Annotated in this window: 12 protein-coding genes and 1 pseudogene; 8 read left to right on the top strand and 5 right to left on the bottom strand. The window is 59.3% G+C overall.

Annotation, left to right across the window (positions count from 1 at the left end; all coding sequences use genetic code 11):
* Positions 1–165: 165 nt before the first annotated feature.
* Complete coding sequence (gene ltrA / locus AYJ54_RS31475) at positions 166–1,371, bottom strand: group II intron reverse transcriptase/maturase (RefSeq protein WP_245329061.1); 1,206 nt, start codon at positions 1,369–1,371, stop codon at positions 166–168.
* Between the two features lie 636 nt (positions 1,372–2,007).
* On the opposite strand from ltrA, the pseudogene AYJ54_RS31465 reads away from it, so the two are divergent.
* The 4 genes and pseudogenes from AYJ54_RS31465 to tnpB (AYJ54_RS31450) form a co-directional block, all read left to right on the top strand.
* Positions 2,008–2,274, top strand: a pseudogene (locus tag AYJ54_RS31465) (transposase domain-containing protein); the annotation flags it as partial.
* Positions 2,271–2,873, top strand: a complete 603-nt coding sequence (locus AYJ54_RS48000; RefSeq protein ID WP_347336742.1) for a YecA/YgfB family protein — start codon at positions 2,271–2,273, stop codon at positions 2,871–2,873. The pseudogene AYJ54_RS31465 and the gene AYJ54_RS48000, both read left to right, overlap by 4 nt.
* 1,519 nt (positions 2,874–4,392) lie before the next feature.
* Positions 4,393–4,818, top strand: coding sequence for an IS66-like element accessory protein TnpA (gene tnpA, locus AYJ54_RS47995; protein ID WP_082905406.1), 426 nt, complete (start codon positions 4,393–4,395; stop codon positions 4,816–4,818).
* Positions 4,815–5,024 carry an IS66 family insertion sequence element accessory protein TnpB gene (gene tnpB, locus AYJ54_RS31450; RefSeq protein ID WP_082905929.1) on the top strand — a complete coding sequence of 70 codons (210 nt, stop codon included), beginning with the start codon at positions 4,815–4,817 and terminating at the stop codon, positions 5,022–5,024. The genes tnpA and tnpB (AYJ54_RS31450) overlap by 4 nt, the downstream gene beginning before the upstream one ends.
* Before the next feature lie 6 nt (positions 5,025–5,030).
* Here tnpB (AYJ54_RS31450) and AYJ54_RS31445 read toward each other — a convergent pair whose 3' ends face one another.
* From AYJ54_RS31445 to AYJ54_RS54125, 4 genes are all read right to left on the bottom strand, one after another.
* Positions 5,031–7,148: a recombinase family protein gene (locus tag AYJ54_RS31445; RefSeq protein ID WP_063705254.1), complete on the bottom strand. Its 2,118-nt coding sequence runs from the start codon at positions 7,146–7,148 to the stop codon at positions 5,031–5,033.
* Positions 7,145–7,420 (bottom strand): hypothetical protein, encoded by a 276-nt coding sequence (locus AYJ54_RS31440; protein WP_063705253.1) that lies wholly within the window; start codon positions 7,418–7,420, stop codon positions 7,145–7,147. Before AYJ54_RS31440 ends, AYJ54_RS31445 begins: the two co-directional genes overlap by 4 nt.
* Before the next feature lie 29 nt (positions 7,421–7,449).
* Positions 7,450–7,914 carry a helix-turn-helix domain-containing protein gene (locus tag AYJ54_RS31435; RefSeq protein WP_063705251.1) on the bottom strand — a complete coding sequence of 155 codons (465 nt, stop codon included), beginning with the start codon at positions 7,912–7,914 and terminating at the stop codon, positions 7,450–7,452.
* 118 nt (positions 7,915–8,032) lie between these two features.
* The gene (locus AYJ54_RS54125; protein ID WP_161491923.1) at positions 8,033–8,362 is read right to left on the bottom strand and encodes a DUF5372 family protein; all 330 of its coding nucleotides are present in this window, start codon (positions 8,360–8,362) and stop codon (positions 8,033–8,035) included.
* A gap of 23 nt (positions 8,363–8,385) precedes the next feature.
* On the opposite strand from AYJ54_RS54125, the gene tnpB (AYJ54_RS54120) reads away from it, so the two are divergent.
* The 4 genes from tnpB (AYJ54_RS54120) to AYJ54_RS31420 all read left to right on the top strand — a co-directional run.
* The gene (gene tnpB / locus AYJ54_RS54120; protein WP_082905928.1) at positions 8,386–8,526 is read left to right on the top strand and encodes an IS66 family insertion sequence element accessory protein TnpB; all 141 of its coding nucleotides are present in this window, start codon (positions 8,386–8,388) and stop codon (positions 8,524–8,526) included.
* A 383-nt stretch (positions 8,527–8,909) separates the two neighbouring features.
* Entirely contained in the window at positions 8,910–10,979 is a 2,070-nt protein-coding gene (locus AYJ54_RS31430; protein ID WP_063705249.1) for a recombinase family protein, read from the top strand.
* 226 nt (positions 10,980–11,205) lie between these two features.
* On the top strand, positions 11,206–12,066 hold the full coding sequence (locus AYJ54_RS31425) for a tyrosine-type recombinase/integrase (RefSeq protein ID WP_063696166.1): 861 nt from the start codon (positions 11,206–11,208) through the stop codon (positions 12,064–12,066).
* Positions 12,067–12,075: 9 nt separating this feature from the next.
* Positions 12,076–12,300, top strand: a 225-nt coding sequence (locus AYJ54_RS31420) for a transposase zinc-binding domain-containing protein (protein ID WP_201724109.1), incomplete at its 3' end; no start/stop codon positions are given.

Below are 12,300 nucleotides of genomic sequence, written 5' to 3'. Positions count from 1 at the left end.
GGTAGAGTCGACGACTGGCGCGGTGACCGTAGGTAGCGAGGCTTTACTGTTTCCGGCTGCTTTCGCCAGTTGCCGGTGTCGCAGTTCGCACCATAGTTCCGTTTCCAGTCGCCGCTCGTCAAACCGGGCATGCGGATTTGCCGCACCCGGCTTTCACTTGTCTCATCAGGCCTTCGCGCTCGATCGGTCGTTACGACGAGTCGGGATGCGGAAGAGTTTGAGGGTATCGTGCAGGTAATCCTGCGGATACTCTTTGAAGCCCCTGCCACGTTTTCCTGTTCGTTGTATCAACCAGTGCCGCAGACGCCGATCGACGTATTGCCTGATGAAGTCATAGGTCTTCATGACAGGGCCTTGGTCGAAGTAACCGCACCAGCCACGAAGAAGGCGACTGATGACGGCGACGGTGTTCTCCGGTGTGTCCGGGTACCACTGTGGCGTCGTGCGTTCGTGGATTCGTCGGAGCAATCTCATGACCGCTTTCTTGGACGGACGCGTGCCGATGAAGGCTTGTCCATCCTTTCCGTAGAACCGCCCGATCGTGTAGCCTAGGAACGTAAATCGTTCCGACGGCAATAGAGCGATGCGGGTCTTGGTCTCGTTCACCTCCAGCCCGAGCCTGCTCATCAGTACCGTCATTCGCTTCATCGCCGCCTCGGCTTGGCCGGGGCGGCAGCAGATCACGAGATCGTCGGCATAGTTGACGACGTAGGCGTCGAGTTGTTCTTGGTGTCCGTGGTCGCGCCAGGCCAGCAGAAAGCGTCGGAAGTAAATGTTCGCCAGCAATGGACTCAGAGGAGAGCCTTGCGGGGTCCCTTTCTTAAACTTTCGCGCATCTGCCGTCTGTATCGTCCGTCTTCCGCTCCGTTCAACTACCGGGACTGTCAACCAGCCTTTGATGGTCGAGAGGAGTCGTCCATCGGCGATCCGTCGTGTCAGGCATCGCATCAGCGGACTGTGTGGAATCGACGTGAAATAGTCGCGTAAATCTGCATCGACTACCTCGCGGCGTCCCCGGTCCTTGATATGCCAAAACACGCGGCGCACGGCCATCTTGGCGTCAAGCTTCGGGCGAAATCCGTACTGGTTGTCCAGCAGGTCCGCGTCGAAGATGGGACCGATCACTAAGACCGTGGCCATCATGACGATTCTGTCACGAATACACGGGATTCCGAGTGGTCGGCGTCCGCCATTGCTCTTTGGTATCCATACTCTCAGAAGGGGCTTGGGACGGTAAGTGCCCTCCTTCAGCTCCTGTCTGACACTTTCCAACCACTGCTGCTGTCCCTCGGTTTCGATCTGTTCGAATGTTATGCCGTCCACCCCGGGGGCACCGTCGTTTTCACGGCACCTTTGGTAAGCTTCTTCCATGACATCCGGTCGGCAGATTTTGTCCCACAGAGAGTAAAAGCGGTATGTCGGTTCGGTCTTAGCTTTCGTCTGTAGCGAGCTCTGCAGCTTCTGAACGCGCATATCCGGTGTTGTTAGACTCATCGTCAATCGCCGTGCTCTTTGCTTCGTTCTCTCGCTTGAGGCAAGTCAGGGTCCCTTCCCTCTTCCGGCGTTACCCGGTGTCATAGGTAGTACGGACCCATCCGCCATCTGCCGCTGCCGACGCTGGCCCTCACGGGTTCGTCGTTGTCCGGATTCGTCATCCTTCCTCGGCGACAGACTTCCCTTGTTGCCCACTGTCCATGTCCCGCGCGTGCTGCCACCACTACCCCGGTGGGATCCTGGGGTGCTTTTCTCGCTCGCTTCCCCCCGGACGTCGGCCTTCCCCGTTGCTATGGCGGGTCGGCTCCCACGATGACGCTTTCGGAGCCTGCTCGGTGTTCACTCGCAAGTTGCGGCCCGCGCGGACCGATGACCCCCAGAAGGGGCCTTTTCTCAGAGTGCTTCAGGTCATTCGTCGCCTCCTGACCCGCTCCGAGTACTTCCGGCTGGAGCGAGAGTTTGCCGGCCTGGACTTCCACCAGGGAGAACAGTGCGCCTTGGCAAGGCACACACAGCAACACAGTCGAGCGTTCCATGCGCCCGATTGCGATGGGAAGACGCAACTCATTGTTCAGCGGCAGCGAGGGCGGCGCCGAGAGCTGGGCGATCCTGGCTTCGCTCGTGAACACGGCAAAACTCCATGAACTCGACCCGCAGGCCTACCTGACCGATGTGCTGGAGCGCATCGTGTCCGGGCGAACCAGAAGCCATCAGCTGCGCGAGCTGCTCGCCTGGAACTGGAAGGCGGCGCGCCATCGCACCGCACAGGCTGCTGCATGAACGCGCGTCGCCATAAAGCAGCATCGTCGATGGCGTCAGCCGCGATGCCGCTTGCGGAGCTCGAGCGATGGCTCCAGGCTCGCGTCGATCGGCATCCTGCCGCCACCAGCATTCCCATGCTCGACGGCTATGCCGCCGCGATCGTAGCCGGACCGGTGTCGATGAGCCCGCTCGGCTGGATCTGCCCGCTGCTCGCCATCGACGCCGATGCTTTCAACCACGGCGGCACCCCGGAGTTCGCTGCGATCTCCGCTGTCGCGCTGCGCCATAACGAGATCAGCAACACCCTCTCGACCGCGCCCGATCGGTTCGAGCCGATGCACCGGCGCGAAGTCAATGGCGATATCGATCCGCGTCCGTGGTGTCAGGGCTTCTATGCCGCGATGCAGCTCAGACCGTCGGCGTGGGCGCCGTTGCTGGACGCCGGCAACGTCAATCACGGCCTGCTGCTGCCCATCCTGCTGCATGGTCGCGATGATCAGAGCCGTCCGCCGCTCGGATCACCGCAAGGCGGCCGTAACGCCTACGCCGAGATCCCGGCGGCCGTCGAGGCCTTGCGCCAGTATTGGATGCCTATCCGCTACCCACGCACACGCTGATCACCGCGGACGTGGGAGCTCATACCGGTTACGGTGGATCGCGACTGATCCATTACAGGCCCATTCGGCCGACGCCGCCAGTGGACCCCGGCCATCTTCGATGGCGCCGCGGTCTTGACGATCTCGGCAAATTTAGTGACCAACCACACAAAGGATCCGACTTTTATCCCTCTTATCGGGAATAAACGGATCTCGACTTCATTTCACGAATTGTAATCTCAAAAAAATTGATTCGGTTTAAGAGACCATCACTCGCGCAAAAAGTCGCGTTAGTTGCAGGGCAACAATCAAACACAAGCATTCATTGTTATCAATTGACCTGACTTATTTATAATAAAACCATTACAGAAAGCCCGCAGCGTATGACGGGCGCAAATACGCTATTAAAGACCTTACAGGGGAAACAAACACATGCAGAAACAACAAAGATGCACAACACCACCAAAGCGCCAGGCCAATGCGCGGCGATTTCGATCATCCTCTTATCGCTCGTCCCCATGCTACCACCTCGATCTGGCCGGTCAGGTTTGCGGTGCTGTCAACAGCGATGAACCAGGGCCCTAAATTGGAAGGCGCAGCATGCGGAGACCGGCTCGAGCTGGTATAGGTTCCGCTCAACCGCCCATCGCTCACAGAATTTGTTGCATCCACCTTGCTCATATAGATGTATTTGAGCTCAACCGCCTGCCCCTTATAGTCTGTGTAGTTCGTCTGGGCGTTATAGAGCGCTGCGCTCATCGCGCGAGCATCAGTATGTGTGAATTTGCAGGTGGTCCATGACATCGTGAGAGAGACAGGAGAAAGCTGTTTAATTCGCCTTTGTGATGGAAGAATAAGTAGTTGTGGTGATAGCTAGAATGATGAGACGATATAAATACAGGACGGATCAGGCCCCGCCAGTCCTTGCACAATGTTACGTGGCTTCTTAGACAAGCGAGCGGAATAATGGCCTTTTTCATAAGCGAAACGCTAACGAATCATAAAGTGGTCTCTTAGCGAGGCCCAAGCATATTTACGGTGGGCAACGACAGAAAGTGATATCCCCGAGGGTCATTCTATTGGACCACGCATTTAGACGGTGACATTAGATGGCTTTTCGAAAGCAAGAGGTCTTTGATATCGACCCGCGGTGACCCACCCCCCAAGAATGTGATCTTCCCCCCGAAACTGATCTGTCGGCGACAACAGGTCCTTGTCACTTTCTGTCAGTGTTGTCGGTTAGCCGCAGCACTCTGGCTCTTCCAGAATTCGCAGTGGTAACTTGCTCTTGGAAAGAATGGGACGTGATGTCGACTTATGATCTGATTTGCCTGTGATGTAAACGTCAGCTCGGTTTTTGGAGCCCCAACTTCCGAGCCGGAAGTTGCGGCTCCAAGAGTGGTTGGTATGTACGCATACGACGACGGCCTGATTGACACATGCGCGCGGGTACGACGAGCTCTACGATGGCGTTGCATGAGGGCATCGATCCGGCGAGGACCGCCTTGCGCGGTATGATGAAGGATGAAGACATAGGCGTATGACTGACCATACGCCTATTTCGAAAGTCTCCCGATTGGAAGTGGTCTCGACGGACGCTCGACGCCGTTGGACATTGGAAGAAAAGCGGCGGATCGTCGCCGAGAGTTATAGCGGGCCACGATTGGTGTCGGTGGCGGCGCGGCGCAACGGGTTGTCTACGAGCCAATTGTTCACGTGGCGCCGTTTGGCGCGCGATGGCCGGCTGAGCGGGGATGTCGTGCCGGCTCTTGTTCCCGTCGAGATCACACCTGCGCCAACACCGGCATCGATCAGCACGCCGCAAACTGCGTCTTCACCCCCTGCACAGCGCGCAAGGACTGGAATCATCGAGATCGAGATTGGCGGCGGCTGGCGCGTGCGCGTTGATGGGGACGTCGACACCGAGGCGCTGCGGCGGGTTCTTGAACTTTTGAGACGGCGATGATCCCGATCCCGAGCGGCGTCAGGGTCTGGATCGCCACTGGCCACACCGACATGCGTCGCGGCATGCAAAGCCTGGCTCTCACGGTTCAGGAGAGCTTGAAGCGCGATCCTCATGCCGGCGATCTCTACATCTTCCGGGGCCGCCGCGGTGATCTAGTCAAGATTCTCTGGCACGATGGGCTGGGTATGTCGCTCTATGCCAACTAATTGGCTTCATACTACAGCCCTTTCTTTGGGATCGGTGCATTTTGAAGAGTTGAGCTGACGAACGATGTCAGCGCGGTGGGCAAGCTGATTCCATCGGCTGCATTGCTTGGCCGGAACGTGCGGTCCTGGCGGTTCATAGAGGCCGATATAGCCATTGTAGGCATGTCTTTTCACGATGCCGTATTTCGCCCATCTGACCAGGGTACTTTCGGTGATGCCGAGTTTGGCGCAGGCCTCCGCTTTTGTCAGCATCCCCCGTTCGCGCAGCCGATCATAGCGAGAGCGCAGACCATATTGTTTAACAAGATAGATGACCCGCAAATCAGTGAACTTCGCGTCGGCTTTAGCACGGCGTGCTGAGCCGCCGGGGCGGATCCCTCGGTCATTCAGGATGTCAGCGATTTCGGCGCAGATATGATCGTCGAGAAGCTTGTCGACCAGTTCGACCACCTCGGGCCGGGTCTTTACCTGTTGTGCGGAGGATTTTGGGTTCTGAGTGGTCAATGTTTCGGTCTTTCCGCCTTTGAAGCGGATGTGGATCCGGGTCTCTCCCTCGGCCGGGAACTTGAGCAAGGTGACGTCTTCGACGAGATAGGCAAGGAGCCGCTTGCGTTCGCGGTTCGGCAAGGCCCGATCACACCAGACTGTTTTGAAGTCGGCCGTCATCGCGATCAATCGATCCCGGATCGCATCGTCGAGCGTCACCCGATCTTCGCACAGAGCACGTTCTCTTTCTTTTCGCACATCAGCCAGCACGCGCAGTTTTTCGTTCCATTCGCGTTCAAGAGTGTCGGCAACCAGGCGGTTGTTCGGATCAACCAGCATGAACCGCCGCTGTGCAAGATCGGCATCGATCTGGGCGCGTTCGACGGCACGGAGCCGAAGTTTGTCCGCTTCGTCATGACGCGCTTCGATCTCTTTTCGGATCTCCAATGCTAACTCCACGGCGGCAGGCGTCATTTCGGCGGCGATCAATTCGCCGACCGCTTCGTCGACAGGCCAGCCTGCGATCGACTGACAGTGGGGTTCGCCGCGAGAGGCGTAAGCGCGGTGACAGACATACCAAGTGTCCACCTGGCCGCGTCGGGCCGCGTAACGGGCGCTCATATGACTGCCGCAACGCCCGCATATGACACGCCCTTGTAGTAAAGCCGCGCCTTCGCGCGGTGGCGAGGCGCGGACGGCTTGATAACCTTGGCCATTGGCCTCGAGTACTTTGAGGTTGTGCTGGAACTGCTCCCAGCTGATATAGCCGGGATGGGCGTCCGGAATGCAGGCGAGCCATTCCTTGGGGTCCCGTTTGCGGAGCTGTTTCTTTCCATCGACGGTCCGGCGGTAAAGGCGCTGGCCATAGGCATAGACACCCGCGTAACGAGGATTGTGCAGCATGCGCATGGCGGTCGATGTGGTCAGCTGTTGGAAGACCACTTGTTTGCCGTTGCGCAGACGTGAGGGGAAGAGCAGACCTTCCCTGGTGAACGTCTTGACGGTCTGCGTAGCCGACCCGACCCGCGAGAACGTCTCGAAGAAGTGGGAGATCATCTCCCGGATCTGAGCGTCCGGATCGAGAACGACATTGCCAATCTCATCATAGATAAAGCCGGTCGGCAGAGGGCAACGATATTCACCACGACGCACCTTGTTGAGGATGCCGCCGCGTAATCGGGCCTTGATAACATGCAGTTCAGCTTCGCTCATCGTGCCCTTGAGCCCGAGCAACAGGCGGTCATTGAAGTTGGCCGGGTCGTACACGCCGTCTTCATCGAGGATAAGCGTGTCAGCCAAGGCGCATATCTCTAGCAGTCGGTGCCAGTCTGCATTGTTTCTGGCGAGGCGGGATACCTCCAGCCCCATGACGATCCCCGCGCGCCCCATGCCGACATCGGACACCAAGTGCTGGAAGCCTTCGCGCCATGATGCAGATGCGCCGGATTCGCCCTGGTCGCTGTCGATGACGATGATCTGGTCGTCGCGCCATCCAAGTCCGATCGCGCGACCGCGAAGATCGTATTGACGCTTGGTGCTTTCGACGTTCTCCATGACCTGTCGCATCGACGACTGCCGGATGTAGAGATAGGCGCTCCGTTCGAGATGATGCGATTGGACCTTGAGCTTTTCGTTCATGCTGTTTTCCGTTCAGGGGTCGCCATCACGATGGCGGCGAGCAAGTGGATGATTGTGTGTCGTTCGGAAGTTTCGGCCGCGATGGGCAGGCCAGCCCTCAGCGGCACGGCAATGGGTTGGCGCCGGCAAGGCTCACGCAAAATCGCACGCGTCCACGCCCACATGCCGCGGTGTAGAAGGACGGTAAGGCCGCTGCGCGCCTCCGGCGGCAAAACGGCGCCGAGCGCGGCTGCGCGCAGTATTTCGTATTGTTCGGTGGCGTTGGACGACATCGTGCAATGCGGTCCCGGGCCACGATTGGTCACGCTGTTTTTTTTACGCCGAGCGCACGTTCGATTGTTCTGGGGTGGATATCGAGGCCGAACTCGGTCCGAAGCTGGTTTGCCAGTGCGCGCGCCCGAATGGGTTCGCCGGGCTCCACCTGTGCCTTGAGGAAGGCCAGTACGTCGCCTTGGATCTTGTGTGGCCCGCGCGGTCCGCGTTTCCTGGGCACCAGACCGGCCAGACCCGCGTCCTCGAAGTCCGCTTTGGCCTGATAGAAAGTTGGCCGAGAGACGCCATATTCGTCGGACACCTCCGTTACCGACATTTTGTCGACCGATACGCGCCGCAGCATTTCGTACTTCACTTGCACGATGTCTCGCGGGTCGAAGAAGCCGTTCTCCTGGAATCTCGGGTCGCCGACTTTCTCCGGAGCCGGATTGAGCACCCCATCCGCGGCCAGAGCGCTGACCTTCGATCGCTTGTGTTTGACGCCGTCCGACACCTGCGTCGCTCTCCAAGGTCGACTCAATAAACGTAATTATTAATATGCCGCAAAAGACTAAATCGTCAAGCGCCACGCTGCCGTCTAATGGTGTATTTGATCTGCGAATAAGCAACATTCAGCGAAGCGTCCATGGGCTCTGCGGCGTTATTTCTCTTACATTTACGGCAGAATTTCCTTTACAAACTTTCGGCGTCACGTACCTGCCTTGCAACGTGAGGCGCTCTACAAGGCCGCTGAGAGCCAGTAGATCGGCGAGACTGCACAGTGCGCGCCGATCTCCCACGCCACCCTCGAGATTGGGGCCTGCTGCATCGGTCCATTGCGGCGGAACAGAGCAGATTTGGCCATCGTCAAAGCGTAGCAGCAAGAGCTTGCCCGCTCGGTTGCCACGCCTCCCGACGCAGGCACCTCTCTGACCGGAATACGGATGAAAGGGATGGGTCACCGTCACAAGCTGCAACGGGACTGATGAACCGCTTGCATTTCCAACTGAGTTACAAACGCCTTGACCGTGGCAAGTTCATTTGGCCCGCGGCGTCGGCCGGCGCGGTATCGATCTCAGCGGCGCAAATGGCTTACATGCTCGAGGGCATCGGGAGATGCCCATAAGAGTGACGATGACGTAGCCACCTTCGAAGAGGTGGAAGTCGTCGATCCGCGTCATCCGCTTTATGGCCGGCGCTATCGATTGATCTCGATCGGTAAGGAGACGACCACGCGTGGAGCGTGCAAGGAGCTCTTTGCGCGTGTACATTACCGATTCGGTCTCACGCTTCTTCTGCCGCTCGGGGTGACGAATCTTGAGCGGAACGGCTTGCTGTGCGCCGCGCCGACCAAGCTGAGCCTCGACGCGCTGCAGGACTTAATCGCGTTGGCCGAAGAGAGCGGGGGCGCATGCCCATCGGAACCTCGAGAGGTCTGGCGCGGTTTGCCGGAAACGCTCCGGCAAGCGATCGCAGAAGATCTCGGCCAAGTCCTGCGGGAGATGAGCGATGGGCTCGGAACTCGTCAAGCCGGATCACCTGGACCGCAAAGCAGTGGTGTATGTGCGGCAATCGACGCCACACCAAGTGATCAACAATCAAGAAAGCCTCAAGCTTCAGTATGCCCTCTCACAGCGCGCTCGCGAGCTCGGATGGCGCGAGGTCGACATCGATGTGATTGATAGCGATCTTGGGCAGAGTGGCGCTGCGGCAGCCCACCGGAAAGGATTTAAGGATCTGGTCGCACGCGTCACTCTTGGCGAGGTCGGTCTTATTCTATCGATGGACGTGACGCGCCTGGCGCGCAATTGTTCGGATTGGTACCCGCTGCTTGATGTCTGCGGGCACCGCCGTTGTTTGATCGCCGACCGTGACGGCATCTACGATCCCGGAACCCCCAATGGCCGCCTGCTGCTCGGCCTGAAGGGTACGATCTCAGAGCTGGAATTGCACACGATCAAAAGCCGGATGACGGCTGGGCTTTTGGCAAGAGCCGAACGCGGTGACTTGGCCCTGCAACTGCCGGCGGGCCTTGTCCGCGATCCTTCTGGGGTGGTCACCAAGGACCCGAATCTCGAGGTGCAGGGGCGCCTGTTGCTGCTCTTCGAGACCTTCCTGAAAGTACGGACCGCCGCGCAAGTGATGCGGGCCTTTGTTGGCCGCGGCTTGGCACTGCCTCGCCGCGACCGCCATGGCGATCTGCGCTGGCAGCCTGCGACGGTGTCAGCCGTGACAGCGATCCTCAAGAATCCGGCCTATGCAGGCGCCTTTGTCTATGGAAGGACTTGGCAGAAGCCATCCCAAATACCGGGAGAGCGTCCCCAAAAAGCTCCGCGTCGTGGAACGGACTGGAGGATCGTGGTGAGGGAAAAGTACCCGACCTACATCGATTGGGAGACCTTCGAGAAGATCCAGGCGATGCTGCGCGACAATCGAGCGGAGTACCAGCACATCAAGAGCCGTGGCATCCCGCGGGATGGGGCAGCCCTGCTTCACGGTATCACCTATTGTGGCGAATGCGGACACAAGATGGCCGTGCGTTACAAGGGCGGCAGTCAATATGTCTGCAATTATTTGAAAATCCAGCGCGGTGCGCCGGAGTGTCAGAACCTGCGTGCTGCACCGATCGACGCACAGGTTGCAGCGGCATTCTTGGAAGCGGTGGCGCCGGCGGAAATCGATGCGTTGTCCAAAGCGCGCAAAACCCATCTGCAATTCGAAAGAGCCCTGTGTTACGCTGAGGAGCAGCAGGTCGAGAGGCTTCGCTATCAAGCAGCCCTCGCCGAGCGCCAGTTCAATCGCGCCGATCCCGACAACCGGCTGGTGACCGGCGAGCTCGAGCGGCGGTGGGAAGCCGCTCTGTCGGAGCTGCGCCGAGCTGAGGAAGCGTTGACCCAGCGAAAGATGCCCAAGGCCAATGAACCCTTGGGCGTTCCTCACGATGTGCGTGCCAAGGTGATCGCCCTCGGAAATCGTCTTCCGGCGCTGTGGGAGAATCCGGCGACCCGCAGGGATCATCGTAAGGCGCTCTTGCGCTGTCTGATCGAAAAGGTCGTGATGCGTCGTTGCGCCCGCGACAAGGCCGAGGTGCGCATCGTGTGGCGCGGTGGCGCAACTACTGAGCTTCTGGTCACACTACCGGTTAATGCCGTGGCCGCCTTGCCGCGGCACCGAGAGATGGTGGAGCGCATATGCACGCTGACTCGTGAGGGCATGCATGACGATGAGATCGCGCGCATTCTGACGCAGGAAGGGCATCACTCGCCATGGGAGGCGGATAAAGTCCTGCCGATCACGGTCCAGCGCATTCGTCTTAAACGCCGCCTCAAGGTGCAACATCGGCAAACACGATGGCCGGCGGTCGCAGACCATTTGACAGTAACCCAATTGGCAACCCGCCTCGGGATTCCCACCAAGTGGATCTATGTTCAGCTCAAGCGAGGGAGCATCCTGACCCTCCGGGAGCCTTCAGGCCGCTTTCTCTTTCCCGACAACGCAACCTCCTTGCAAGCCATTCGCAGCTTGAGACATCACCGTGTCGCGAAGATCGATCTGAGGGAGGATCACCATGAAAAGTAGGGGCATCAACAAAGGCCCTCGCTGGAGGGCATCGACTGGCGGAATCCGCAGCTGAGTTGGCGGCCGCATAGTGCGGGCTGAGCATAGAATCCGCAGCGGCTTTTTGCATTTTGAGGATTGAACGAAGCCGCTGTCGCGGCATGTAGGGAGGCATAGCAAGGATTGCCTCCTGTCTGAGAGGATTGTGGGTTTTCGAAGCCCAACCCTTCAGACAGGAGGTTTTCCGATGGCTGAGATCAGCCCACTTCGCCGCCGCATGATCGAGGACATGACGGTCCGCAATCTGTCACCGGCGACGCAGCAATCCTACCTCAACGCCGTAGCGAAGTTGAGCCGGTATTTCGGTCGCTCTCCCGACCGCCTTGACCTGGAGGATATCCGTGCCTTCCAGGTTCATCTGGTGGCGACGGGGATGTCCTGGCCGGCGCTGAACCAAATCGTCTGCGCGCTGCGGTTCTTCTACGGTGTGACGCTTGGTCATGACACCGTTCCGGAACGCATCGCCTATGCGCGCCAACCGCGCAAGTTGCCGGTCGTGCTGAGCGCCGACGAGGTGGTGAGCTTTCTGGAGGCGATCCCGAGCCTGAAGAGCCGTACCGCGCTGACCACGGTCTATGCCGCCGGACTGCGCGTATCGGAAGTGGTCCTCTTGAAGGTTGTCGACATCGACAGCCAACGGATGTTGATCCGGGTCGAGCACGGCAAGGGCGGCAAGGACCGTTACGTTATGCTCTCGCCGCAACTTTTGAGGATTCTGCGGACATATTGGCGGCTCACTCGGCCAAAGCGATGGTTGTTTCCTGGCCGCGACGACGAGCGTCCGCTCGTCCCCAACGTGCTGCACGCCGCCTGCCGTTCAGCCTGTGCGGCGGCCGGCCTGAGCAAGTCGGTGACAGTGCACACGTTGCGGCACACATTCGCGACCCATCTCCTGGAGAACGGGGCCGACGTGCGCATCATCCAGGTGCTGCTCGGCCATGCCAGCCTGGCCAGCACGGCGCGCTATACCCAGGTCGCCACCAAGACCATCAGCAATACGCCAAGTCCGCTTGACCGGCTCCGCCTGGAGGTCGTGCCGCCCGGCTGAGCGGTCCTGATGGCTCCGGTTCTGGAAGTGGCGGATATCTTCCGCCGCCACGGCGACGCGTTTCGGCAAGCCCGTGCCGAGCATCTGGGCCGCGTCGAGCGGCGCGTCATGGGCGCGATCACGGCATGCCGGACGGCGGTGCTCGGCGGCCACGTCGAGCAGTGCGATGACTGCGGCGCCACACGCATCGCCTACAACTCCTGCCTTATGGGCAAAGCCGGTAATGGGGAGCTG

This window comes from Bradyrhizobium centrolobii (assembly GCF_001641635.1).
GTDB lineage: Bacteria > Pseudomonadota > Alphaproteobacteria > Rhizobiales > Xanthobacteraceae > Bradyrhizobium > Bradyrhizobium centrolobii.
Note: the sequence above shows the minus strand (reverse complement) of the source record. Positions and strands in the feature narration are given on the sequence as shown.

Excerpts from the sequence above, each read along its gene's own strand:
- ltrA (WP_245329061.1), bottom strand. The coding sequence starts at position 1,371 with ATGGAAGAAGCTTACCAAAGGTGCCGTGAAAACGACGGTGCCCCCGGG.
- AYJ54_RS48000 (WP_347336742.1), top strand. The coding sequence starts at position 2,271 with ATGAACGCGCGTCGCCATAAAGCAGCATCGTCGATGGCGTCAGCCGCG.
- tnpA (WP_082905406.1), top strand. The coding sequence starts at position 4,393 with ATGACTGACCATACGCCTATTTCGAAAGTCTCCCGATTGGAAGTGGTC.
- tnpB (WP_082905929.1), top strand. The coding sequence starts at position 4,815 with ATGATCCCGATCCCGAGCGGCGTCAGGGTCTGGATCGCCACTGGCCAC.
- AYJ54_RS31445 (WP_063705254.1), bottom strand. The coding sequence starts at position 7,148 with ATGAACGAAAAGCTCAAGGTCCAATCGCATCATCTCGAACGGAGCGCC.
- AYJ54_RS31440 (WP_063705253.1), bottom strand. The coding sequence starts at position 7,420 with ATGTCGTCCAACGCCACCGAACAATACGAAATACTGCGCGCAGCCGCG.
- tnpB (WP_082905928.1), top strand. The coding sequence starts at position 8,386 with ATGAACCGCTTGCATTTCCAACTGAGTTACAAACGCCTTGACCGTGGC.
- AYJ54_RS31430 (WP_063705249.1), top strand. The coding sequence starts at position 8,910 with ATGGGCTCGGAACTCGTCAAGCCGGATCACCTGGACCGCAAAGCAGTG.
- AYJ54_RS31425 (WP_063696166.1), top strand. The coding sequence starts at position 11,206 with ATGGCTGAGATCAGCCCACTTCGCCGCCGCATGATCGAGGACATGACG.